Here is a 23,114-nt window from a genome sequence, read left to right on the forward strand (position 1 = left end):
GGGCGGGCGCGCGCGCCCCGCCGGCGCCCGCCCCCCCCGCCCGCCCGGTACTCAGCCCGCGGTCGCCGCGGCGCGCACCGCCGCGCAGATCCGCGCCAGGTCGGCGTCGCTGGTGACGTACGGCGGCATCGTGTAGACGAGGTCGCGGAACGGGCGCAGCCACACGCCCTCCCGGACCGCCGCCCGCGTCGCCGCCGCCATGTCGACCTCGTGGTCGAGCTGGACGACGCCGATCGCGCCGAGCACCCGCACCTCGCGGACGCCGGGGACGTCCTCGGTGCCCGCGAGGCCGTCGCGCAACCCGGCCTCGATCCGCTTGACCTCCGCCGCCCAGTCCTGGGAGAGGAGCAGGTCGATGGAGGCGCAGGCGACCGCGGAGGCGAGCGGGTTGCCCATGAACGTCGGACCGTGCGCGAGCACCGGCACCTCGCCCCGGGAGATGCCGTCGGCCACTGTGCGGGTGCACAAGGTCGCCGCCATCGACAGGTAGCCGCCCGTCAGCGCCTTGCCCAGGCACATCACGTCGGGGGAGACCCCGGCCTGGTCCGCGGCGAACAGCGTGCCCGTACGCCCGAAGCCCGTGGCGATCTCGTCGAAGACGAGCAGCACGTCGTGCGCGTCGCACGCCTCGCGCAGCACCCGCAGGTACGCCGGGTCGTGGAAGCGCATGCCGCCCGCGCCCTGCACCACCGGCTCCACGATCACCGCGGCGAGCTCGTCCGCGTGCCGCGCGATCGTGGAGCGGAGCAGTTCCGCGTACGACTCCTCGTACGCGGCCGGCGGCGCGTCCACGAAGACCTGCCGCTGGAGCACGCCGGACCACAGCTGGTGCATCCCGCCCTCGGGGTCGCACACCGACATCGGCTGCCAGGTGTCGCCGTGGTAGCCGCCGCGCCAGGTCAGCAGCCGCTGCTTGGCGGGGCGGCCGAGCGAACGCCAGTACTGCAGGCACATCTTGGCCGCGACCTCGACCGCGACGGAACCGGAGTCGCTGAGGAAGACATGGCGCAGCGGCTCGGGCGTGATCTCCACGAGCCGCGCCGCGAGACGTACCGCCGGCTCGTGGGTGAGCCCGCCGAACATCACGTGACTCATCCGGTCGAGCTGACCGCGCGCCGCCTCGTTGAGCACCGGGTGGTTGTAGCCGTGCACAGCCGACCACCACGACGACATGCCGTCGATCAGCTCCGACCGTCCCTCGGAGGGCTCGGCGAGGTGCAGACGCACACCGGACGCGGACGCGACCACCAGCGGCTCCGTACGGCCCGGCATCGGGCCGTACGGATGCCACACGTGCGCCCGGTCCAGGGCGAGGAGTTCGTCGTTGCGCATCGTCACCCGTTACGCGTTCGGCGCCAGGTCCGTGCCGGCGCCGCGGCGGCGCACCGCCACCAGGTCCGTCCGCGCCTCCGAGGCCGCGGCCGGAACATCGGCCGGAACCTCGGCCGGGGCCTCCGCGTGGCCGCCGCACGGACCGCAGCCGCCGCCCGCCGCCGCGTCCGCGTGCGAGCCGCAGCCGGTCGCCGTCTCGGAACCGCAGCCACCGGCCGAGGCGTGCGAACCGCAGCCGCCGCCCGCCGCCGCGAGCGCGTCGGCGCGGTGGGCGGGCAGCGTGGTCGTGCCCGCGCCCTCCACCTCGAAGCCGGCGTCCGCGATCATGTCGAGGTCGGCCTGGCCGGCCTGGCCCTCACTGGTGAGGTAGTCGCCGAGGAAGATCGAGTTGGCGATGTTCAGCGCCAGCGGCTGCATCGACCGCAGGTGGACCTCGCGGCCGCCGGCGATCCGCACCTCCACGTCGGGGCAGACGAAACGGACCATGGCGAGGATCCGCAGGCAGCGCTGCGGGCTGAGGTTCCACTCCTTCGCCAGGGGCGTGCCCTCGAAGGGGATCAGGAAGTTGACCGGCACCGAGTCCGAGTCCAGCTCGCGCAGCGCGAAGACCACGTCGACCAGGTCCTCGTCGGTCTCGCCCATGCCGGCGATCAGGCCCGAGCAGGCCGAGAGGCCCGCCGCGTGCGCCTTCTGCACGGTGTCCACCCGGTCCGCGTAGGTGTGGGTGGTGGTGATCTCGCCGTACGTGCCCTCGGAGGTGTTGAGGTTGTGGTTGTACGCGTCGGCGCCGGCCGACTTCAGCCGCTCGGCCTGGCCGTCGGAGAGCAGCCCGAGGCAGGCGCACACCTCGACGCCCTCGTTCTGCTCCTTGATCGCCTCGATGGTCCTGCCGACCCGCTCGACGTCCCGGTCCGTCGGACCGCGGCCGCTCGCCACCAGGCAGACCCGCTTGGCGCCGCCGGCGATGCCCGCCGCGGCCGCCTGGGACGCCTCGTCCGGCTTCAGCCAGGTGTACTTGAGGATGTCGGCCTTGGAGCCGAGCCGCTGCGAACAGTACGAGCAGTCCTCCGGGCACAGCCCGGACTTCAGGTTGACGAGGTAGTTCAGCTTCACCCGCCGCCCGAACCACTGCCGGCGCACCTTGCCGGCCGCCGCCACCACATCGAGCAGTTCGTCGTCGGAGGTCGCCAGCACGGCGAGCGCTTCTTCACGGGACGGCGTCTCGCGCCGCAGCCCCTTCTCCACCAGCGTGTTCAGCAGGTCCATAAGGGCTGATCCTTGCTTACGGCACACCCCCCGGCCAAGGAGGATCTGAACAAACGACCCCGAGAGAGGTGTGTGTATGACCACATCCCGACCTCGGCCTCCTGCCGTTAGGGTCTGTGCGCTGCCTACAAAAGGCGCCGACCATCGGCGCCGACGAAGGAACGCCCCATGCCCCAGGCCCAGCCGACCCCGTCCGCGCGTCGTTCCGCCTTCGACTGGACCGGGGCGGAGGCCCGCCGGCGGGCGGAGGCCGGGCTGGTACGGACGCTGCGGCCGCGTCCCGCCGAGTCGGAGCTGCTCGACCTGGCGGGCAACGACTACCTCGGCCTCACCCGGCACCCCGAGGTCACCGAGGCGGCCGCCGAGGCCGCCCGCCGCTGGGGCGCCGGCGCGACCGGCTCGCGGCTCGTCACCGGCACGACCCGGCTGCACACCCGCCTGGAGGAGGAACTGGCCGCGTTCTGCGGCTTCGAAGCCGCCCTCGTCTTCTCCTCCGGCTACACCGCCAACCTCGCCGCGCTCACCGCGCTCGGCGGCGCCGACGCGCTGATCGTCTCCGACGCCGCCAACCACGCCTCGATCGTGGACGGCTGCCGGCTCGCCCGCGCGGAGGCCGCCGTCGTCCCGCACGCCGACCCCGAGGCCGTACGCAAGACGCTGGAGGCGCATCCGGGGCGGCGGGCGCTCGCCGTCAGCGACTCCGTCTTCTCGGTCGACGGCGACCGGGCCCCGCTGGAGGAACTCGCCGCCGCCTGCCGCGACCACGGCGCCGGTCTCGTCGTGGACGACGCGCACGGTTTCGGCGTGCTCGGCGACGGCGGCCGTGGCGCCCTCCACGGCGCCGGCCTCGCCGGTGACGAGGACGTGGTGGCGACCCTCACCCTCTCCAAGTCCCTGGGCAGCCAGGGCGGCGCCGTCCTCGGTCCGGCCCGGGTCGTCGAGCACCTGGTCAACGCGGCGCGCACCTTCATCTTCGACACCGGGCTCGCCCCCGCCGCCACCGGCGCGGCGCTCGCGAGCCTGCGGCTGATCGCCGCCGAGCCGGGCCTCGCCGGGCGGGCGCGTACCGTCGCGACCACCCTGCACCGGACGCTCACCGAGGCGGGGTTCACCGCGGCCCGGCCGGACGCGGCGGTGGTGTCGGTCCACGCGCCGGGGCCGGAGCAGGCGCTGCGCTGGGCGGCCGACTGCCGTGAACAGGGCCTGTCCGTGGGGTGCTTCCGGCCGCCGTCGGTGCCGGACGGCATCTCGCGGCTGCGGCTGACGGCCCGCGCCGACCTCACGGACGCGGAGATCGAGCGGGCGGTCGCGACGATCGTACGGACCGCTCCGGCCGGAGCGCGCTGACGCGGGGCGCCGACGCGGGGCGCCGACGCGGGGCGCCGACACCGGGCGGGGGCAAGAGCGTTTCAAGGGCGCAGAGTTCACCGCTTCGGGCGACAGAACGGGGCATATCTCGGGAGAACGCCCCACCCGCGCCCGTGATCGGTGGCAATCTGACGCGGAGCGCGATCCGGGGCGACGGCCCCGGCGGGAAAGGGACGACCTCGCCATGGCAGATCACCAGGAAGCATTCGTCACGCTGCCGAGCGAACCCGCCGCGGTCGCCACGGCGCGGAGGTTCGTGGCGGAGGTGCTCGGCCGCTGGGGTCTGGACGACGGCGCGGACGCGGCGGACTCGATCCGGCTGATGGTCTCGGAGCTGGCGACCAACGCGGTACAGCACACCTTTGGGCAATCGCCCACCTTCACCGTCGAGCTGCGCCTCGACCGCGACGAGCTCCTGCGGATCGGCGTGACCGACAGCCATCCGCGCTTCCCGCGCCGGCTCCCCGCCGCCGTCCAGCAGGACAACGGGCGCGGCATGGTGATCATCCGCGTCCTCGCGGCGGAGGCCGGCGGCCGGCTCTCGGTCACGCCGACCGCCGAGGGCGGCAAGACCGTGTGGATCACCCTGCCGTGGGCCGCGGTGGCGGCAGCCGTCCCGGCCTGCTGAACGCGCCCGCTCAGTTCGCGTGCATGGCCGGCGACGGCCAGGAACCACCGGCGAAATGGCGCGCCCAGTAGTGCGGTTGCAGCTCGGCGAGCCGGTGCGCGACCCAGCGGGTCGGGTCCGTGGGGTCCGGCACGCCGACCTCGACGTCGGGGCCCCACAGCGCGAGCCGTTCCTGGCAGACGCCGCACGGCGGGAGGATCACGTACCGGCCGTCCTCGGGGTCGCGATAGACGCAGACGGACGCGGTCACCCGGCGGTCGAGGGTGTACGCCTGGCAGTACGCGCCGGTCTCCTGGCAGAGGGCGACGCTGCCGTGGATGTTGTCGAGGCCGACGCTGGTCAGGATCCGGCCGTCGTCGAGCCGGACGGCGGCGGCTCCGCCGTGCTCGTCCGGGGACCAGCGGCGGTCCAACTGTGCGATGGCCGCGTCGACAAGAGCTTGATCGAGTGTCATCGCCGCATCCTAGGGACGCCGTCGACGCGGTGTTGTGCAGATGCTCAGCCAGGACGTCAGGTCGCGTCGCGCGTCACGACGTCGAAACCGAGGTCGGTCAACAGCTTGGCGGCGTGGTTCCTGCCGCCGGAGAACTCGTCACTGCCCAGCGGTTCGAGGCCGGGGAGGTAGCCGTGCGCCGCCCCCACGATGGCCTTGGAGTCGTACTCCTTGCCGTCGATCAGGAGGAGATAGGTGCGGGCCGGGCCGAATCGGTACTTCTCCAGGAACGCGTCCCGGCCTCGCTCGTCGTACTCCTCGACCGCCCGCAGGACCGCGGACCGGGTGATGTCGTTCAGCGCCATGCCGCGCAATGTAGACGAAGCCTCCGGCCGTGGCCAGACGCGGCATTCCTTCTGATCGCCCACGGGCGTCCGTCGGATGACACTACGATTCGAGGGTCGCTGGCACGGTGATCCGATCCGGAGAATTCCCATGGTCCTTCCTTTGGTTCCGCTCGTCCTGATCGGTGTCGGGGCGCTCAGCGGCGCCGGTGGCGCCGCCCTCGGGATCAAGGGCGGCTATGACATCAAGCAGGCCAACGGCCGCATCCGGAAGGCCGGAGCGCTTTACGACGAGGAACGTCGCGAGCTCGAGGCGCACGAGCTGGTCACCAACGAGAGGCTGAAGGCCCTCGGCAGCAGCCAGGAGCGCGCCATCCACGGGGTCGTCGAGCGCATGGCCGACTTCCTGCGGCGCCACCAGAAGCAGGTGTCCGAGAGCGAGAAGCTTCTGGTGGACGGACTCGACTCCTCGACCGGGCAGGTCAGACTCGACCGGAGTCTCGGGCAGGACGCCGTCGCCTGGATGCGCGGGATCGTCGGGGCGGCGGTGACGGGGGTGGGGATCAACGCCGGGGTCACCACCGCGGTCACGTCGTTCGCCGTCGCGAGTACCGGTACCGCCCTCTCCTCGCTGTCCGGAGCGGCCCTGACGAACGCGACCATGGCGGCGCTCGGCGGGGGCAGCATCGTGTCGGGGGGCGGCGGAATGGCGGTCGGAGCCGCGGCCCTCAACTTCGTCACGATCGGGCCGGCGCTCCTGGTGAGCGGCTTCGTGGTCGCGGGGCAGGGCGAGAAGGCGAAGACCAAGGCGCGCGAGAAGGAGGCCGAGGTCAACGTCGCCATCGCCGAGATGCAGGCGACGAAGGTGAAGTTCGACGCGATCATCGCCCGGGCCGAGGAACTGGAGACGGTGCTGGACCAGCTCGTCGTACGGGCGACACGCGCCCTCGACCTGCTGGAGTCCCAGCCGTTCGACCCGGCGGTCCACGCGGTTCCGTTCCGGCAGGCCCTGTCGCTGACCGTCGCCGTTCGTGACGTGGCGTCGGCCCAGGTCGTCGACGAATCCGGGGAACAGGACCAGGAGATGACCGACTTCACGATGAGGTACCGCACGCTGATCAAGGAGGCCGCGGATGTCTGACACGGTGCGCATCGGCAAGGTCGTGGGGGCGAAGTCCGTACCGATTCCCACCGCGGACGCGTTCGCCGCGCTCCACGAGATCGTGGCCGCCGCCCGCGAGTACGGCAGGATCCGGGAGGAGGAGCAGACCAAGCGCGCGGTCGTCGCGGCGGCGGAGCACGTGCAGGTCGAGCGCATCCACGCGGCCGAGAGAAGCCTGAAGCTCTACTTCGACCGGGTCTTCGCGGAGCGCGCCCACACGAATGAGGAGATGTTCGTCCGCCTCGACCAGGCGATGGACTCGGGGGATCCCCAGATGGTCCACGCTGTCGTCCGGGGCATCGTCGATCTCGCCCAGTCCTCGCCGCTCGCCGGCCTCGACGATTTCGGCACGTTCTGGGCCGGACTCGGGACGGACGACAGTCCGGTCGAACTCTGACGCGTTCGGCAGCACATCCCGCTGAAGCGGAAGCCGAGGCCGGAGGAACGCCCGTCACATCCCTCGGTCGTGCTCCCGTACGTAGGTGTAGCCGCGCGGCAGCTCATGGGGGCCGGCGAGGCCGGCCTTCCGGTGGTCGTGCCGGTAGGCGGCCTCGGCTTCCGCGCTGGCCTCCTTGCCGAGGTGTCCTATGCGCATGAGATGCCCGGCCACCCGGTGCGCACTCAGGGCGGACGTGCCCTGCCCGTCCGCGGCGCGCAGGTCCTCCGTCGCCGCCACGCGCGGAGTCGGGGCGTAACAGAGCAGGGGGACGGGCCTCTCGCGTCCTCGTGCGGGGTGGTGGAGGTGACCGCCGACGCCGATGCTGCCCTGTTCGAGCGTCAGCACGCCACGTTCCAGGAGGCGCTCGATCGCCGCTCGGACCTGCGTCCCCCGGGGCCGTTCGGCCGGGTTCCGATCGAGGGTGTTACGGACCAGCGCCGCGTCCGGGAGCAGGGCGCGGCCCTGCTCGTCGAGGTAGCCGAGCTCGCGGAGGGTGATCAGGACGAGTTCCTCGACGCGGTCGACCCGGGCGTCGAAGGCCGCGAGATCGCGGGTGATGACGCGGGGGTCGTAGTCGTACCGGATCACGGTGCCGGCCAGGACGACGGGGCTGTCCAGCGGGGTGTACGCGAAGCGCAGTCCCGTGCGGAGGTCCCAGCGCGCGGAGACCCTGGTCCCGGGCAGGACGAAGGGCTGCCACGCGATGCCGGTCAGTCGCGGCGGGTCCCCGTCCCGTCGGAGCCGGATCCCCTGCTGCTCGTCCAGCACCCGGATGCGATACCGGGCGCGCAGGAAGGTGATGTCCAGGGGGACGTCCGGAGCCCTGTCGGCCATCTCGTCCGGGACGGGGCACGTGCCGTGCAGCAGGTGCTCCGCGCGGACGTGGAACTTCCACTCCACTGTGAGGCCGGTGTTCACGACGGAGTGAGGAGCCCATCCGTCGGGTTCCTCGACGACGACCCGGCTGAGGTCCACCGGGTCCGCCGGTGGCGCGATGTCGGACGCCGGGGGTGCGACGGCGGATGCCGGTGGCGCGAGCGGGGGAGCCGGTGTCTCCGCGTTCATCTGTCCGTAGCAGGCGTTGCAGATGTGGCCGTCGCCGCGCAGGGCGACGAGCCGTGCCGTCTTCGTCTGTGTGCATTCCGCACAAGCGAAGGACGCCGACGCGTGCAGGCGGACCAACTGGAGGGCGCCCCTGCGGGGGTAGCGCTTCGTGACCTTCCGGCCGAGTACCGATTCGGTGTCGTTCATGACCGCCCCCGGGTGATGTGCCGCGCCCCGTTGCCCTCCCCCCCAAGGGGAAAGGCGACTGAGCCTATGGGCCGCGGGACAGGGGCGGCAAGCGTGTCCCCGCGCCGCGATGGGGCGGCGGTGGCGCCTGCGGTGAGGGGTGCGGCGGCGCCACCGCAGCCCTGGGGACGTCCGCAGGCGCCGGTGGGTCAGCGCACGCGCCCGTAGTACACCTTCGAGGTCCAGATCTTGTCGAGCTTCACCCAGGAACCGGTCTTGGGCGAATGCCAAATCTTGCCGCTACCGGCGTAGATCCCCACGTGGTAGACCCGGCCGCCGGAGTGGAAGAAGACCAGGTCGCCCTTCTGTCGGCTGGACGCGGAGATGTGCCGGGTCTTGTTGTACTGCTGCTGCGCGGTGCGGGGCAGCGACTTGCCCGCCTTCTTGTACGCGTAGAGCGTGAGCCCGGAGCAGTCGAAGCGGGTGGGACCCGCCGCGCCGTACCGGTAGGGCGCGCCCTTCTTGGCCGCGGCGACGCTGAGTGCCTTCGTCGCGTGCGTGGTGGCTGCCTGGGCCTCAGGTGCCGCTCCCGGTGCGAGGAGCGTGCCGCCGACGGCGGCGAGGGTGAGAGCCGAGACGGCTCCCGCCCGGGACAGCAGGGACGGGACATGCATCTGCGCAGTCATGCGCAACCCTTCGTCAGCCGCCTGTGAAGGATGACCTGTCGGGTTCGGGCAGGCGAAGATGCCCGGCCGCGGCTGCGGCTTCACCCCAAGGGACGGCCGCGCCGGTGATTCCGGCGCGATCGACCCGTACTGCTCGGGTCCTCCACTCCTGCCGATCCAATCCTGTCGACCAGACGTCCGGGACGGCGGCAGGACTCGGCGTCCGCCCGGACCGCCCCGCCTGGGTGGCGGGGGCTTGTCGTCGTCGAGGATCTTGACCCACGAGTAGGTCGAAAACCGAGCGGAAACGGCGTTATGTGAGGCTCCTCACGACTGATCCATACGGGTGGACAAGAGGGTTTCGTGATCGTCGTAGGTTTGGCCGACGAGCCCCGTACCAGCGTCGGAATGTCCTATTCCGCCAAATGCGTACATCGGTTGCGCAACTTGCCCGCTTCACCTGTCGAACGCTCGACTACGCCGAACGGGCTACGGTTTCTGCGTCCCGTGTCGGCCGTCCGGGGCTCGACACGACACGTCGGAATGTCAACTGGCCCGTGTTCCGGGCACGGTGACGCGCGCCGCGCGCCGCTCGCCGTCCAACACCCGCAGCGCGCACGCCAATGTGTCGGCGTGGACCTCGCTCTCGCCCCGCATATGCATGAGCGTCAGAGCCTCGCGCAGCGCTTCCACCCGGCTGACCAGGGCCTGTGCGGCGCGCAGGGCGCCATAGGTATGCGAGGTCCTGGATGGATTGATCTTCCCCAGGAGATCGACGACTTCGAGGTACGCGTCGATGAACTGCCCCTCGGCGCGCGTCAGGGCGGGCAGCGGTGGAAGCTCCGGGACCATCGCGGCCTCACCGGGCCGACGTGCCGGAGGCCGTCCGGCGGTCGCTGACGAGGTGGTCGACCAGGCCGTACGCGAGCGCGGCCGGCGCGTCGAGGACGGTCGGGCGGTCGGTGTCGGCGGTGATCCGCTCCTCGTCGTGACCGGTGTACGCGGAGAGCAACCCGGTCATCACGGCGCGCAGCCGCTCCAGTTCGCGCGCCTGGAGGTCCAGGTCGGAGGGCTGCCCGGCGAACGGCTCGTCCAGGACCGGCTGGCGCAGCGTGACCCGGGCTCCGGGCAGCATCATCCGCTTCCCGGGAGTGCCGGCGGCGAGCAGGACCGCCGCCGTGGAACCCGCCTGCCCGAGGCAGGTCGTCTCCACGTCGCTCGCCAGGCTGCGCCTCGTGTCGTGGATGGCGGTCATCGCGGTGATCGAGCCGCCGGGGGAGTTGAGGTACAGCGCGATGTCCCGGCCGGGCGCGTCGGCGTCCAGGTAGAGGAGTTGGGCGATCACGTCGCTCGCGGTGACGTCGTCGACCGGCGTGCCGAGGAAGACCACCCGGTTCTCCAGGAGCTTCGCGTACGGGTCGAGGGTCCGGGTGCCGTACGAAGTCCGCTCCGAGAACTCCGGCAGTACGTGGCGCGCGTGCATGAGGAGCACCTCCTTCTGTCAAAAATGTACAGGACGTACAGACCGTAAGATGAGGAGCATGACCTACGAGATCCCGGTGACGCAAGCGCGGGCGGAGCTCGCCGACCTCATCAACCGCGTGGTGTACGGCGGCGAGCGCGTGGTCGTGACCCGCCACGGGAAGCCGCTCGTCGCCCTGGTCTCCGCCGCTGACCTGGAGCGACTGGAGAAACTGGAGGCCGAGGCGGCGGAGCCGGCCGACGGCCCGGTGATCAGTTCGCTGTCCGGTACGGGGATCGCCGGCGGTCTCGGTTCCGCCACCGGTGAACAGCGCCGCTTCGGCATCGCCGCCCACCACCGCGAGCCCGGCGCGGGCTGACCCCGGGCCCGCACCCCTCTTCCGTATACAAGGAAGCCGCGCGTACGAGGTGGCCGCGTACGAGGTGGCCGCGTACGAGGGAGCCGCGTACGGCGAAGCCGCACACGAGGAAGGCGCCGCTTACGACGAAGCCGGGGGGGGGGGGGGCCGCCCGCCCGCGGCGGCCCCCGGCGGGGGTGGGCGCTCGGGGGCCCCGCCCCCCCCCCCCCGCCCCCCCCGCCCCGCCCCCCCCCGCCCCCCCCCCCGCGGCTGTTTCGGGACGGCAGGCGGTCAGCCCGCCGTCGTCGGCACCGGAGTCGGGGCCGGTACGGGGGCCGGCGCGGTCCGCCGCCGGTTGCCGAGGGCCAGCGCCGTCAGGCCCGCGGCCGCCCAGAGGGACAGGACCAGCAGCGGCCCGCCGGCCGCGGCGCCGTCGAAGTGGGCGACGGAGCGGAGCGCCGTGCCGCCCGCGCCCGGCGGCAGCCACTGGCCGAGGAGGCCGATCCCGGTCGGCAGCAGTTCCGGTGCGCTGCTCATGCCCGAGAAGGCGTTGCCCGCGAGGATGGTGAGGACGGCGGCGAGTCCGAAGCCCGGCTTGCCGAGCGCGGTGGCGAGTCCCGCGAAGGTCGCGCCGATCGCCAGCACGGTCAGGGCCAGCACTCCGGCCTCGGCCCAGACGTTCCCGTTCAGCGCGCCGAGCCAGCCGTGCGCGAGCGCCGCGCCGGTGAGTCCCGCGAGCGCGGAGGCGCCGGCGAGGGTGGCGGCCGCGCGGGCCCCGCGCAGTCCGAGCAGCACGGTGGCCACGCCGGTGGCGGCGCCCGCGATGGCGAGCGGCAGCAGACTGGCGCCGAGCACGGCACCGCGCGGATCGCCCGAGGGCAGCGCGACGACGTCGGTGACCGGGACCTTCCGGCCCTCGGCGGCGGCCGGGCCCGCGACGGCCTCGCGCAGCAGGCCGGCCACGACCGGGCTGCCGGCGGAGGCGGTCAGCAGTTCGGGGCCCGCGGGGGTGACGACCACCGCTCCGTAGACCTCCCGGTTCTCGACGGCGGAGCGCGCGGCGGCGGCGTCCTCGTACCGGTGGATCTCGAAGGCCCCCTCGTGCCGGCCGAGTTCGCGGGCGAGGCCGTCCGCCGCCGCGGCCGGTCCGGCCACGCCGACCGGCAGGTCGCGCGGGGCGATGCGGGCGGCGGGCCAGGCGAACGTCCACAGGACGAGGGCGGCGAGTGCCGGGACGAGCAGGAGTACCGCGAGGGTCTTGCGCCCCGCGGTGGGGGCGGTGGCGGCGGACATGACGGCCTCGATTCACGGGTCGGAGCGGAGCGGGGTCCCGGACGGATCCCAAAGAGAAGGATCGTTCGTTTTATCTGTTCCGCACTCTCCGCCCGGGTGGCGAAGTTGTCAAGAATGAATATTCGTTTTAGCTTCGGGGGTATGGCCCGTGTCTCCCAGGAACACCTCGACGCCCGCCGCCGCCAGATCCTCGACGGCGCCGCCCGCTGCTTCGCCCGCAACGGCTTCCACGCCACGTCCATGCAGGACGTGCTCGCCGAGGCCGGACTCTCCGCCGGCGCGGTCTACCGCTACTTCCGGAGCAAGGACGAACTGATCGCGGCCATCGCCGACGAGACCTTCGTCCGCATCCGCGGCGCCTTCACGGAGGCGAGCCGGGTGAGCCCGCCGCCGCTGCCGGACGTGCTGATCGCACGGGTGCTGACGATCGTCCTGGACGGGGGGATCGCCGGCGCGGAGCGGCAGGCGTTCGCGCGGCTGATCATCCAGGTGTGGGCCGAGACCCTCCGGGACGAGAACCTGGCGAAGACCCTCGCCCAGGGCTTCGGCGGGATGCAGGAGATCTGGGCGGGGCTCGTCGACGCGTACCGCGCCAACGGGCTCGTCCCAGCCGACGTCTCCTCCGCCGACATGGCCCGCACCCTCATCGCCACCGTCCAGGGCTTCATCGCCCAGCAGGCCCTCTTCGGCGACGTCGAGATCGACGTCCTGCGGGACGGGCTGCGCGGGCTCATGTCGATGAACGCGCCCGCCGCCGCACCACCGGCCCGATGATCATGGAATCGCAAAGCCGGAGTTAACGCGCCGGAAAAACTTCCGCCCTAACGTGCAATGTCCGGCCGTCCCGCGCATCTCCGCTGTTCAACAGCGTGTTGACGGTCGGTAGGGTCCGCAGCTGTCCGGGTGCGGCCCGGTGGACGACTGTGAGGTGGAAGAGTGCAACTGAGCCCGCACGAGCAGGAACGCCTGCTCATCCACGTGGCCGCCGACGTGGCGGAGAAGCGGCGCGCCCGCGGGGTGAAGCTCAACCACCCCGAGGCCGTCGCCCTCATCACGGCGCACATCCTGGAGGGCGCCAGGGACGGGCGCACCGTCGCCGAACTCATGGCCTCCGGGCGCAAGGTGCTCTCCCGCGACGACGTCATGGACGGCATCCCCGAGATGATCCACGACGTCCAGGTCGAGGCCACCTTCCCGGACGGCACCAAGCTCGTCACCGTCCACGACCCGATCGTCTGACGGGGGCCGGCGCCGATGATCCCCGGAGAGATCCTGTACGCGGACGGTCCCGTGCCCCTCAACGAGGGCCGCCCCGTCACCCGCCTCACCGTCCTGAACGCCGCCGACCGGCCCGTCCAGGTCGGCTCCCACTACCACTTCGCCGAGGTCAACCCCGGTCTCGACTTCGACCGGGCCGCCGCGCGCGGGCTGCGGCTGCACATCGCCGCCGGCACCGCCGTCCGCTTCGAGCCCGGCATCCCCGTCGAGGTCGAACTCGTGCCGATCGGCGGCCGCCGGATCGTCCCCGGCCTGCGCGGCGAGACCGCCGGCCCCCTCGACCCGCCGGACGCGCCCGGCACCCCCGGCTCCGGGACCCGCCCCGCCGCCCCGCAGACCGCGACGCCGAACGGAGCCCCCCGTGCCTGACCTCCACCGCGCCGTGTACGCCGACCTCTTCGGCCCCACCACCGGCGACCGGATCCGGCTCGCCGACACCGACCTGCTGGTGGAGATCGAGGAGGACCGCTCCGGCGGCCCCGGACGGGCCGGCGAGGAAGCCGTCTTCGGCGGCGGCAAGGTCATCCGCGAGTCGATGGGCCAGGCCCGTACCACCCGCGCCGAAGGCGCCCCCGACACGGTGATCACCGGCGCGGTGGTCATCGACCACTGGGGCATCGTCAAGGCGGACATCGGCATCCGCGACGGCCGGATCACCGCCCTCGGCAAGGCCGGCAACCCCGACACCATGGACGGCGTCCACCCCGGGCTCGTCATCGGCCCCGAGACCGAGATCATCGTCGGCAACGGGCGGATCGTCACCGCGGGCGCGGTCGACGCCCATGTCCACTTCATCTCGCCGACCGTCGTCGAGCAGGCGCTCGCCACCGGCGTCACCACCCTGGTGGGCGGCGGCACGGGACCCGCCGAGGGCACCAAGGCCACCACCGTCACCCCCGGCCCCTGGCACACCGCCCGGATGTTCGAGGCCCTCGACACCTTCCCCGTCAACATCGGCCTCCTCGGCAAGGGCAACACCATGTCGCGCGAGGCCCTGCACTCCCAGCTGCGCGGCGGCGCCCTCGGCTTCAAGATCCACGAGGACTGGGGGGCCACCCCCGCCGTCATCGACGCCTGCCTCGGCGTCTGCGAGGAGACCGGCGCCCAGCTCGCCATCCACACCGACACCCTCAACGAGGCCGGATTCGTCGGCGACACCCTCGCCGCCGTCGCGGGCCGGACCATCCACGCGTACCACACCGAGGGCGCGGGCGGCGGGCACGCGCCCGACATCATCACCGTGGTCTCCGAGCCGTACGTGCTGCCCAGCTCGACCAACCCGACCCGGCCGCACACCGTCAACACCATCGAGGAACACCTCGACATGCTGATGGTCTGCCACCACCTCAACCCGGCCGTCCCCGAGGACCTCGCCTTCGCCGAGTCCCGGATCCGGCCGTCCACGATCGCCGCCGAGGACGTCCTGCACGACCTCGGCGCCATCTCGATCATCTCCTCCGACTCCCAGGCCATGGGCCGGATCGGCGAGGTGATCCTGCGGACCTGGCAGACCGCCCACGTCATGAAGAAGCGGCGCGGCGCGCTGCCGGGGGACGGCCGCGCCGACAACCGCCGGGTGCGCCGCTACGTCGCCAAGTACACGATCAACCCCGCCGTCGCCCAGGGCATGGACCACCTCATCGGCTCCGTCGAACCGGGCAAGCTCGCCGACCTCGTCCTGTGGGAGCCCGCCTTCTTCGGGGTGAAGCCGCTCGCCGTCCTCAAGGGCGGGCAGATCGCCCACGCGCAGATGGGCGACGCCAACGCCTCCATCCCCACGCCCCAACCGGTCCTGCCGCGCCCCATGTTCGGCGCCCTCGGCCGGGCGGCCGCCGCCGGCTCCGTCAACTTCACCGCCGAGGCGGCGATCGAGGACGACCTGCCCCGCCGGCTCGGCCTGGCCAAGGACTTCGTCCCGATCCGCTCCACCCGCCGGCTCACCAAGGCGGACATGCGGGAGAACGACGCCCTGCCGCGCGTCGAGGTCGACGCCGACACCTTCACCGTCACCATCGACGGCGAAGCGGTCGAACCCGCCCCCGCTGTGGAACTGCCCATGGCACAGCGCTACTTCCTCTTCTGATGACCGCCACCCGCTCCGCCCTCCTGGTGCTCGCCGACGGGCGCTTCCCCGCCGGCGGGCACGCCCACTCCGGCGGCGCCGAGGCCGCCGTGAAGGCCGGACGCATCCGCGACGCCGCCGGACTCGAAGCGTTCTGTCTTGGGCGTCTGCACACCGTCGGCCTCACCGCGGCGGGCCTCGCCGCCGCGGCGGCCCTCGGGATCGACCCGTACGAGCTCGACGCCGCCGCCGACGCCCGCACCCCCTCGCCCGCGCTCCGCGCCGCCGCCCGGCGGCTCGGCCGCCAGCTGATGCGCGCCGCCCGCGCCGCCTGGCCCGGCCCCGAACTCGACGCGCTCGCCGCCGCCTTCCCGCGCGGCGCACACCAGCCCGTCGTCCTCGGCGCCGCCGCCCGGGCGGCGGGGCGCGGACCCGAGGACGCCGCGCACTGCGCCGCGTACGAGACGGTCGGCGGCCCCGCGACCGCGACCGTACGCCTCCTGGGCCTCGACCCCTACCAGGCGACCGGCGTCCTCGCCCGGCTCGCACCCGCGATGGACGAGGTCGCGCGGCGGGCCACCGCCGCCGCCCGCGAAGGGGTGGACGCCCTGCCCGCCGCCTCCGCGCCGCTCCTCGACATCACCGCCGAACAGCACGCGGCCTGGCCCGTGCGCCTCTTCGCCTCGTAACACGGGAGCATCCATGCACCTCGACCACGGTCACACCCACCACGGCGCCGTCTCCGCCGACGCCCACCGCCCCGACGGCACCCGGCGCGCGCTGCGCGTCGGGCTCGGCGGACCGGTCGGCTCCGGCAAGACCGCCACCGTCGCCGCGCTCTGCCGCAGCCTCCGCGACACCCTCTCGCTCGCCGTCGTCACCAACGACATCTACACCCGCGAGGACGCCGAGTTCCTGCTCCGCGAGGCGGTGCTGCCGCCCGAGCGCATCCAGGCCGTCGAGACCGGGGCCTGCCCGCACACCGCCATCCGCGACGACATCTCCGCCAACCTCGAAGCCGTCGAGGAACTGGAGGACTCGGTCGGCCCGCTCGACCTGATCCTCGTCGAGTCCGGCGGCGACAACCTCACCGCCACCTTCTCCAGGGGCCTCGTCGACGCGCAGGTCTTCGTCATCGACGTCGCCGGCGGCGACGACATCCCCCGCAAGGGCGGCCCCGGCGTCACCACCGCCGACCTCCTCGTCGTCAACAAGACCGACCTCGCCCCGTACGTCGGCTCCGACCTCGGCCGGATGGCCCGTGACGCGGCGGAGCAGCGCGGCGACCTGCCCGTCGTCTTCACCTCGCTGCGGTCCGAGGAGGGCGTCGCGCCGGTCGCCGCCTGGGTGCGGGAACGGCTCGCGGCCTGGACGGCTGTGCAGGCGCCCACCGCATGAGCCTGCGCGCCACCGCGCGGATCGCCGCCGGGGCCGGCGGTTCGCTGCCGGTCCTGGAGAGCGACGGGCCGCTCGCCCTGCGCCGGACCCGCGCGGCCGACCCCGGCTGGTCGCGGGTGACGGTCGTCGGCGCGATGAGCGCGCCGCTCGGCGGCGACCGGCTCGCGATCGAGACCGAGGTACGGGACGGGGCCCGGCTCCGGGTCGACTCGGCCGCCGCCACGCTCGCCCTGCCCGGCCGCACCCCGGACCCCGCCCGGTACGAACTCCGCCTCCGGGTCGGCGCGGACGCCGTCCTGCACTGGCTGCCCGAACAGCTGGTCAGCGCCCACGGCTCCGACCTCCGCGTGCGCACCGGCGTCGACCTGGCGCCCACCGCGCGGCTGGTCCTGCGCGAGGAGCAGATCCTCGGCCGCCACGGCGAACCGCCCGGCACCCTGGTCTCCCGCCTCACCGTCCGCCGCGCCGGCCGCCCGCTGCTCGACCAGGAGCTCGCGTACGGCCCCGGCGCCGCCGGCGGCTGGGACGGCGGCGCCGTCCTCGCCGGTCACCGGGCCACCGGCCAACTCCTCGTCGTCGACCCGGCCTACGCGGACGCGCCGCCGCCGGCCCGCCCGCTCGGCGACCACGCCGCGGTCACCCCGCTGGCGGGCCCGGCCGTCCTGGTCACCGCGGTCGCCCCCGACGCGCTCGCCCTGCGCCGGATCCTCGACACGGCGCTGGACGAACTCGCCGCCGGCTGAGCCGGATCCGGTGCACCGCTCAGCGGATTCCGCACTCCGGTTATGGGTTCGGCAAAGAAACGTGTGTTCGGACTGTCGTCACGGCCTCCCGGACGAAAGGATCGCCCGAACAGACGATCACCTACAGGGGGAGGACCTGTGAGACGACGCACGGCAGTGCTCGGCTCCGCCGGCACGCTCATCGCCGGCACGCTCGTCGCGGGCGCGCTCGCGGCGCCGGCCGCGAGCGCCGACAGCGGCGCGCGCCACGGACGCGACGCCGAGGCGGCCGGTGCCGCCATCGCCGCGGCCCAGGCGGCCCACACCGGCATCGACTGGCAGGACTGTCCCGCCGACTGGGGCCTGGAGAAGCCGATCCAGTGCGGCTGGGTCACCGTGCCCGTCGACTACGCCAAGCCGTACGGCAAGAAGATCAAGCTCGCCGTCGACCGGATCGCCGCCACCGGCACCCCGGCCGACCGGCAGGGCGCGCTGCTCTACAACCCCGGCGGCCCCGGCGGTTCCGGCCTGCGCTTCCCGCGCCGCGTCACCACCAAGAACAAGATCTGGGCGAACACCGCCAAGGCGTACGACTTCGTCGGCTTCGACCCGCGCGGCGTCGGCCACTCGGCCCCGATCTCCTGCGTCGACCCGACCGAGTTCGTCAAGGGCCCCAAGCTCGACCCGGTCCCCGACAGCGAGGCCGACAAGCTGGCGCAGCGCAAGCTGGCCGCCGAGTACGCCGAGGGCTGCGCCGAGAAGAGCGGCGACATGCTCCCGTACATGACGACGCCGAACACCGCGCGCGACCTCGACGTCATCCGCGCCGCCCTCGGCGAGCAGAAGCTGAACTTCGTCGGCGTCTCGTACGGCACCTACCTCGGTGCCGTCTACGGCACCCTCTTCCCGACGCACGTCCGCCGCATGGTCCTGGACAGCGTCGTCAACCCGTCGACCCGCTCCATCTGGTACGAGGCCAACCTCGGCCAGGACATCGCCTTCGAGGGCCGGCTCACCGACTGGATGACCTGGGTCGCCCAGAACGACGCCACCTACCACCTCGGCTCCACCCTCGCCGAGGTCCGGCAGCAGTGGGACACCCTGCGGGCCGCCGCCAAGAAGGCGCCGCTCGGCGGCAAGGTCGGACCGGCCGAGCTCATCGGCTTCTTCCAGAACGCCCCGTACTACGACTCCATGTGGGCCCCCGTGGCCGAGGCGTGGAGCGCGTACGCCGCCGGCGACCCGCAGCCGCTGATCGACAACGCCGCCGCGGACCTCACCGACACCGCCGGCAACATCGCCTCGGAGAACGGCAACGCGGTCTACACGGCCGTCGAGTGCGCGGACGCCCCGTGGCCGACCAGCTGGAAGAAGTGGGACCGGGACAACTCCCGCCTCCACGAGCAGTACCCGTTCATGACCTGGTCCAACGCCTGGATGAACCTGCCCTGCGCCACCTGGAAGGCGCCGAGCCAGCGCCCCGTGCAGGTCAAGACGGGCAAGGGCCTGCCGCCCGTGCTCATCACCCAGGCCGAGCGCGACGCCGCCACTCCGTACGAGGGCGCTGTGGAACTGCACAAGCGGTTCAAGAACTCGCGTCTGATCACGGAGCGCGACGCCGGCTCGCACGGCATCACCAACCTGGCCAACCCGTGCCTGAACACCAAGGTCGAGGACTACCTGCTGACCGGCAGGCTCGACGCCACGGACCAGACGTGCGCCCCGCACGCCACTCCGCAGCCGTAGGCACCGACTGACGACGGAGGGGCGGTCGCACAACGACCGCCCCTCCGCCCGTTCCCGGAACAACGGCCCACGAGCCGCCTCGGGAACCGCCGCCCACGAGCCGCCTCGGGATCCGCCGCTCAGGAGTCGCCGGCCGCCTTCACCACGGCCGCGTACTCGTCCACGTACTCCTGCCCCGACAGCCGCATGATCGCGTACATGATCTCGTCCGTGACCGCCCGCACCACCGCCCGCTCGTCCGCCGAGCCCGCGAAGCGTGAGAAGTCCAGCGGCTCCCCGAACCGGACGGTCACCCGCCGGATCCGGGGCACCACCCGCCCGGGCGGCTGGATCTCGAAGGTGCCGACCATGGCGCACGGAACCACCTTCACCCCGGCCGTCAGCGCCATCACCGCCACCCCTACCTTGCCCTTGTACAGCCGCCCGTCGTGCGAGCGGGTGCCCTCCGGGTAGATGCCCAGCAGCTCGCCCTTCGCCAGCACCCCGAGCCCCTCCCGGATCGCCGCCCGCCCCGCCTCCTTGCCCGAGCGGTCCACCGGGATCTGCCCGGCCGCCCGGAAGAACGCCGCGGTCAGCCGCCCCTTCAGCCCGGGCCCGGTGAAGTACTCCTGCTTCGCCAGGAAGGTGATCCGCCGGTCCAGCACCACCGGCATCAGGAAGTGGTCGGAGAAGGAGAGATGGTTCCCCGCGACGATCGCCGCGCCCTCCTCCGGAATGTGCTCGATCCCCTCGACCCGCGGCCGGAACAGCAGTTTCAGCAGCGGTCCGAGCAGTACGTACTTCAGCAGCCGGTAGAACACCGGGACCCCCGTTCGTCGTCCGTCACGCCCGTTGTAACGCCCCGGCCGCCCGTGGTCCACTGGTAGGAGCGTCCCGACCCAAGAGCGTCCCGACCCAGGAGTGTCCCGACCACCGGGAGGCGACATGCCAGGCGCGCGCGGACCCCGGCGTCCCGGGCGCGGGCTCATCGCGCTGCTGTGCGTGGTGACCGCGGCCGGTCTGTACGGCTGCTCCGGCTCGGGCCCGCCGGACCCGGCACCGACGCCGACGCGCGCGCCCACCACCACCGCCCCCGCCGGCGTCTCGCCGTTCACGGGACTGCCCGCCCGCACCGGCCCCGTCCTCGCCGTGAAGATCGACAACGTGGCCGCGGCCCGCCCCCAGACCGGCCTCGGCGCCGCCGACCTCGTCTACGTCGAGCAGGTCGAGGGCGGCGTCACCCGGCTGCTCGCCGTCTACTCCTCCCGCCTCCCCGACAGCGTCGGCCCGGTCCGCAGCGCCCGCGAGTCCGACATCTCCCTCCTGCGCCCCTTCGGCCGGCCCGCCCTCGCCTACTCCGGCGCCCAGACCAAGCTGAACCCGCTGCTCGACGCCGCCTCCCTCGACCTCGTCACCGAGTCGAACGCGCCCGGCGCGTTCCGGCGCTCCCCGGACCGCCCGGCCCCGCACAACCTCTACCTCCGTCCCGAGCGCGCCCTCGCCGCCGCCCCCGACGCCTCCGACGCGGCCCCCATCGGGCTGCGCTTCGGCGCCGCGCCCGCCGGCGGCACCACGACCACCAGGGAGACCGTCCGCTTCCCCGCCGCCCGCTACACCTTCACCTGGTCCGCCGCCGACCGCGGCTGGCACGTCACCCTCGACGGCCGCGCCATGACCGCCACCGACAGCGGTCCGCTCGCCCCGGCCACCGTCGTCGTCCAGCGCGTGACCGTCCGGCCCTCCGCGTTCCACGACGTGACCGGCGCCGTCTCGCCGTACACCGAGACCACCGGCTCCGGCACGGCGACCGTGCTGCGCGACGGGAAGGCCCACGAGGCCCGCTGGTCCCGCCCCGACCCGGCCGGCGGCACGACCTTCACCACCCCCGACGGCAGCCCGCTCGCCTTCGCCCGCGGACAGGTCTGGTTCGTCCTGGCGCCCCGCTGATCCGGGCGAGCAGGCGGAGCCGCACGTATCCGCCCCCGCACCGGGTAGTCGCCGGGCAAGCACACTCCCGGGGAGGAGGCACGCCATGGGCGCCGACATCTGGGGCTACCGGGAGTCCTCCGGCCATGTGCCGGGCGACACCCTGATCGGCTACGCGGTGGAGGCCACCGACGGAGGCATCGGCAAGGTCGACCGGCACACGGAGGACGTCGACCGGTCCTATCTGGTGGTGGACACCGGGCCGTGGATCCTCGGCCACAAGGTCGTCCTGCCCGCCGGTCTCGTCGACCGCGTGGACAGGGAGAACGAGACCGTGCACGTGAACTGCACCAAGGAGCACGTCCGCGAGTCGCCGGACTTCGAGGCGGGCCAGAACGAGCAGGACGTGACGTTCATCCGCCTCGTCGAGCAGTACTACGCGAACCGGCACATGTGACCCGCCGGAGCCGGAGCCGGAGCCGGAGCCGGTTCGGAGACGGTGACGACGCCGTCAGCGTGAGCGTCAGCGCGGCGACGGCCCCGTACCCCCGCCGCCGCCCCCGCCGCCCGCCCGTGGCGCGCGCGGCGCGACCGGGGTCTCGGTGCTGTCCGCCGCCGCCATCCCGATCGTCGCCACCCCCAGCACGATCCAGCCGAACCAGAGCCAGCCGCTGCTGCCGAGCGCCACCGTGTACGCGGTGATCAGCACCAGCACGGCACCGGTGACGTACGTCATCGCCTTCGTGGAACCGGACATCCGCCCGCCCTCCTCCCGACATCGGCCCGGGGCCTGGGAAGCCTCCCTGCCATCGTGACTCCAGACGGGGGGCGCGCGCTACTCCCCGGACGCACCCGGCGTGCGCCGGACGGCACGAGGCCCCCGGGACCACACGGTCCCGGGGGCCTCGACGGTGTCCCGGAGGGTCAGCGGCGCGCCTGGAGCGAGGCCAGGTACGCGTTGTACTCCGCCAGCTCCTTGTCGCCGTCCCGGTCGGCCTGCCGGTCCTTGCGGACCGCCTGCCGCTGCTCGGAGTGGTACCACTGGTAGACCAGCGCGATCAGCACCAGCACCGACGGGATCTCGCTGAACGCCCAGGCGATGCCGCCGGCCGCGTTCTGGTCGGCGAGCGCGTCGATGCCGAGCGAGGCCGGCGGGTTCTTGTACGCCTCCACCATCGGCTGGGTCGCCATCATCATCGCGATGCCGAAGAAGGCGTGGAACGGCATGCCCGCGAAGAGCTCCAGCATCCGCATCACGTAGCCGGGCCGGTGCGGGCCCGGGTCCACGCCCATGATCGGCCAGAAGAAGACCAGGCCGACCGCGAGGAAGTGGACCATCATCGCGATGTGCCCGGGCTTCGACGCCATCAGGGTGTCGAAGAGCGAGGTGAAGTAGAGGCCGTAGAGGCTGGCAATGAACATGCTGATGGTGAACACGGGGTGCGTGATGATCCGCATGTACCGGCTGTGCAGCAGCTTCAGCAGCAGCTCGCGCGGGCCGAGCGAGCCGCGCCCGGCCACCGGGAGGGCCCGCAGCGCCAGCGTCACCGGCGCGCCGAGCAGCAGCAGGATCGGCGAGACCATGGAGATCACCATGTGCTGCACCATGTGCACGCTGAACATGACCATGCCGTAGTCGTTCAGCTTGGTGCACATCACCAGGGCGATGGTCAGCACGCCCACCGTGAAGAGGACGGTCCGGGCGACCGGCCAGGCGTCACCGCGCTTCCGCAGCCGGGCGACCGCCCACCCGTACAGACCGAGCGCCGCGAGGCAGCCGATCAGGAAGAAGAGGTCGGGAGAGAACTCCAGGCCCCGCCCCAGCGTGAACGGCGGCAGATCCGTGGTCATGCCGTGCCCGCTGTGATCCATCGCTTACTCCTGGAGCCCATTGCGCGCCGAGCCCGTTTCGCGCTTGTTGTCCGCACCAGACTAGAACCGCCCCCCGGGGCGCGCGCCCCCGGGGGGGGGGGTGGGGGGCCCGGGGGGGGCGCGCCACCCCACGGCCCCCGCGGGGCCGGGC

At 73.0% G+C, this 23,114-nt stretch carries 27 protein-coding genes and 1 riboswitch; of the genes, 15 read left to right on the plus strand and 12 right to left on the minus strand.

Features of this window, described 5'->3' with window-relative positions; translation table 11 throughout:
- Positions 1 to 51: 51 nt before the first annotated feature.
- Positions 52 to 1,332 carry an adenosylmethionine--8-amino-7-oxononanoate transaminase gene (locus ACFW1I_RS30840; RefSeq protein ID WP_384676136.1) on the minus strand — a complete coding sequence of 427 codons (1,281 nt, stop codon included), beginning with the start codon at positions 1,330 to 1,332 and terminating at the stop codon, positions 52 to 54.
- A 9-nt stretch (positions 1,333 to 1,341) separates the two neighbouring features.
- The gene (bioB, locus tag ACFW1I_RS30845; protein ID WP_384676086.1) at positions 1,342 to 2,598 is read right to left on the minus strand and encodes a biotin synthase BioB; all 1,257 of its coding nucleotides are present in this window, start codon (positions 2,596 to 2,598) and stop codon (positions 1,342 to 1,344) included.
- Positions 2,599 to 2,766: 168 nt separating this feature from the next.
- On the opposite strand from bioB, the gene ACFW1I_RS30850 reads away from it, so the two are divergent.
- Positions 2,767 to 3,945 carry an 8-amino-7-oxononanoate synthase gene (locus ACFW1I_RS30850; RefSeq protein ID WP_384676088.1) on the plus strand — a complete coding sequence of 393 codons (1,179 nt, stop codon included), beginning with the start codon at positions 2,767 to 2,769 and terminating at the stop codon, positions 3,943 to 3,945.
- Between the two features lie 205 nt (positions 3,946 to 4,150).
- Positions 4,151 to 4,594 (plus strand): ATP-binding protein, encoded by a 444-nt coding sequence (locus ACFW1I_RS30855; RefSeq protein WP_384676090.1) that lies wholly within the window; start codon positions 4,151 to 4,153, stop codon positions 4,592 to 4,594.
- A 10-nt stretch (positions 4,595 to 4,604) separates the two neighbouring features.
- On the opposite strand, the gene ACFW1I_RS30860 is transcribed toward ACFW1I_RS30855, so the two are convergent.
- Together ACFW1I_RS30860 and ACFW1I_RS30865 are read right to left on the minus strand one after the other, a co-directional pair.
- Positions 4,605 to 5,048, minus strand: coding sequence for a cytidine deaminase (locus ACFW1I_RS30860; RefSeq protein ID WP_384676092.1), 444 nt, complete (start codon positions 5,046 to 5,048; stop codon positions 4,605 to 4,607).
- A 56-nt stretch (positions 5,049 to 5,104) separates the two neighbouring features.
- The gene (locus tag ACFW1I_RS30865) at positions 5,105 to 5,392 is read right to left on the minus strand and encodes a hypothetical protein (protein WP_384676093.1); all 288 of its coding nucleotides are present in this window, start codon (positions 5,390 to 5,392) and stop codon (positions 5,105 to 5,107) included.
- Positions 5,393 to 5,522: 130 nt separating this feature from the next.
- On the opposite strand from ACFW1I_RS30865, the gene ACFW1I_RS30870 reads away from it, so the two are divergent.
- Positions 5,523 to 6,512: a hypothetical protein gene (locus tag ACFW1I_RS30870; protein WP_384676095.1), complete on the plus strand. Its 990-nt coding sequence runs from the start codon at positions 5,523 to 5,525 to the stop codon at positions 6,510 to 6,512.
- Positions 6,505 to 6,930: a hypothetical protein gene (locus ACFW1I_RS30875; protein ID WP_384676097.1), complete on the plus strand. Its 426-nt coding sequence runs from the start codon at positions 6,505 to 6,507 to the stop codon at positions 6,928 to 6,930. The genes ACFW1I_RS30870 and ACFW1I_RS30875 overlap by 8 nt, the downstream gene beginning before the upstream one ends.
- A 54-nt stretch (positions 6,931 to 6,984) precedes the next feature.
- On the opposite strand, the gene ACFW1I_RS30880 is transcribed toward ACFW1I_RS30875, so the two are convergent.
- The 4 genes from ACFW1I_RS30880 to ACFW1I_RS30895 form a co-directional block, all read right to left on the minus strand.
- Entirely contained in the window at positions 6,985 to 8,223 is a 1,239-nt protein-coding gene (locus ACFW1I_RS30880; RefSeq protein WP_384676099.1) for a hypothetical protein, read from the minus strand.
- A 188-nt stretch (positions 8,224 to 8,411) separates the two neighbouring features.
- A complete protein-coding gene (locus ACFW1I_RS30885; protein ID WP_384676101.1) occupies positions 8,412 to 8,888 on the minus strand; it encodes a C40 family peptidase in 477 nt (158 codons plus the stop codon).
- Between the two features lie 3 nt (positions 8,889 to 8,891).
- Positions 8,892 to 9,099, minus strand: a riboswitch (cyclic di-AMP (ydaO/yuaA leader).
- 314 nt (positions 9,100 to 9,413) lie between these two features.
- Positions 9,414 to 9,719 (minus strand): hypothetical protein, encoded by a 306-nt coding sequence (locus ACFW1I_RS30890; protein ID WP_384676103.1) that lies wholly within the window; start codon positions 9,717 to 9,719, stop codon positions 9,414 to 9,416.
- Positions 9,720 to 9,726: 7 nt separating this feature from the next.
- A complete protein-coding gene (locus ACFW1I_RS30895; RefSeq protein WP_384676105.1) occupies positions 9,727 to 10,350 on the minus strand; it encodes an ATP-dependent Clp protease proteolytic subunit in 624 nt (207 codons plus the stop codon).
- Between the two features lie 58 nt (positions 10,351 to 10,408).
- Here ACFW1I_RS30895 and ACFW1I_RS30900 point away from each other — a divergent pair, with 58 nt between their 5' ends.
- Entirely contained in the window at positions 10,409 to 10,708 is a 300-nt protein-coding gene (locus tag ACFW1I_RS30900; protein ID WP_384676107.1) for a type II toxin-antitoxin system Phd/YefM family antitoxin, read from the plus strand.
- 270 nt (positions 10,709 to 10,978) lie between these two features.
- Here ACFW1I_RS30900 and ACFW1I_RS30905 read toward each other — a convergent pair whose 3' ends face one another.
- Positions 10,979 to 11,980 (minus strand): ABC transporter permease, encoded by a 1,002-nt coding sequence (locus ACFW1I_RS30905; RefSeq protein ID WP_384676109.1) that lies wholly within the window; start codon positions 11,978 to 11,980, stop codon positions 10,979 to 10,981.
- Between the two features lie 141 nt (positions 11,981 to 12,121).
- Here ACFW1I_RS30905 and ACFW1I_RS30910 point away from each other — a divergent pair, with 141 nt between their 5' ends.
- From ACFW1I_RS30910 to ACFW1I_RS30945, 8 genes are all read left to right on the plus strand, one after another.
- On the plus strand, positions 12,122 to 12,754 hold the full coding sequence (locus ACFW1I_RS30910) for a TetR/AcrR family transcriptional regulator (RefSeq protein ID WP_384676111.1): 633 nt from the start codon (positions 12,122 to 12,124) through the stop codon (positions 12,752 to 12,754).
- Between the two features lie 162 nt (positions 12,755 to 12,916).
- On the plus strand, positions 12,917 to 13,219 hold the full coding sequence (locus tag ACFW1I_RS30915; protein WP_384676113.1) for an urease subunit gamma: 303 nt from the start codon (positions 12,917 to 12,919) through the stop codon (positions 13,217 to 13,219).
- A gap of 15 nt (positions 13,220 to 13,234) precedes the next feature.
- Complete coding sequence (locus ACFW1I_RS30920; protein WP_384676115.1) at positions 13,235 to 13,627, plus strand: urease subunit beta; 393 nt, start codon at positions 13,235 to 13,237, stop codon at positions 13,625 to 13,627.
- Positions 13,620 to 15,341, plus strand: coding sequence for an urease subunit alpha (locus tag ACFW1I_RS30925; protein ID WP_384676118.1), 1,722 nt, complete (start codon positions 13,620 to 13,622; stop codon positions 15,339 to 15,341). Before ACFW1I_RS30920 ends, ACFW1I_RS30925 begins: the two co-directional genes overlap by 8 nt.
- A complete protein-coding gene (locus tag ACFW1I_RS30930; protein ID WP_384676120.1) occupies positions 15,341 to 16,009 on the plus strand; it encodes an urease accessory protein UreF in 669 nt (222 codons plus the stop codon). Before ACFW1I_RS30925 ends, ACFW1I_RS30930 begins: the two co-directional genes overlap by 1 nt.
- Positions 16,010 to 16,022: 13 nt before the next feature.
- On the plus strand, positions 16,023 to 16,718 hold the full coding sequence (gene ureG, locus ACFW1I_RS30935) for an urease accessory protein UreG (protein WP_384676122.1): 696 nt from the start codon (positions 16,023 to 16,025) through the stop codon (positions 16,716 to 16,718).
- Complete coding sequence (locus tag ACFW1I_RS30940; protein ID WP_384676123.1) at positions 16,715 to 17,461, plus strand: urease accessory protein UreD; 747 nt, start codon at positions 16,715 to 16,717, stop codon at positions 17,459 to 17,461. Before ureG ends, ACFW1I_RS30940 begins: the two co-directional genes overlap by 4 nt.
- Positions 17,462 to 17,599: 138 nt before the next feature.
- Entirely contained in the window at positions 17,600 to 19,186 is a 1,587-nt protein-coding gene (locus ACFW1I_RS30945; RefSeq protein ID WP_384676125.1) for an alpha/beta hydrolase, read from the plus strand.
- A 119-nt stretch (positions 19,187 to 19,305) separates the two neighbouring features.
- Here the strand turns inward: ACFW1I_RS30945 and ACFW1I_RS30950 are convergent, their stop codons facing one another.
- The gene (locus ACFW1I_RS30950; RefSeq protein WP_384676127.1) at positions 19,306 to 19,986 is read right to left on the minus strand and encodes a lysophospholipid acyltransferase family protein; all 681 of its coding nucleotides are present in this window, start codon (positions 19,984 to 19,986) and stop codon (positions 19,306 to 19,308) included.
- A gap of 124 nt (positions 19,987 to 20,110) precedes the next feature.
- On the opposite strand from ACFW1I_RS30950, the gene ACFW1I_RS30955 reads away from it, so the two are divergent.
- Together ACFW1I_RS30955 and ACFW1I_RS30960 are read left to right on the plus strand one after the other, a co-directional pair.
- Positions 20,111 to 21,112: a DUF3048 domain-containing protein gene (locus tag ACFW1I_RS30955; RefSeq protein WP_384676129.1), complete on the plus strand. Its 1,002-nt coding sequence runs from the start codon at positions 20,111 to 20,113 to the stop codon at positions 21,110 to 21,112.
- Between the two features lie 85 nt (positions 21,113 to 21,197).
- Complete coding sequence (locus tag ACFW1I_RS30960; protein WP_384676131.1) at positions 21,198 to 21,548, plus strand: PRC-barrel domain containing protein; 351 nt, start codon at positions 21,198 to 21,200, stop codon at positions 21,546 to 21,548.
- Between the two features lie 66 nt (positions 21,549 to 21,614).
- On the opposite strand, the gene ACFW1I_RS30965 is transcribed toward ACFW1I_RS30960, so the two are convergent.
- The gene (locus ACFW1I_RS30965; protein ID WP_384676138.1) at positions 21,615 to 21,848 is read right to left on the minus strand and encodes a hypothetical protein; all 234 of its coding nucleotides are present in this window, start codon (positions 21,846 to 21,848) and stop codon (positions 21,615 to 21,617) included.
- A 167-nt stretch (positions 21,849 to 22,015) separates the two neighbouring features.
- A complete protein-coding gene (locus tag ACFW1I_RS30970; RefSeq protein WP_384676133.1) occupies positions 22,016 to 22,963 on the minus strand; it encodes a cytochrome c oxidase assembly protein in 948 nt (315 codons plus the stop codon).
- Positions 22,964 to 23,114 lie beyond the last annotated feature (151 nt).

Origin of the sequence: Streptomyces sp. NPDC058955 (assembly GCF_042741435.1) — a bacterium.
Lineage (GTDB): Bacteria > Actinomycetota > Actinomycetes > Streptomycetales > Streptomycetaceae > Streptomyces.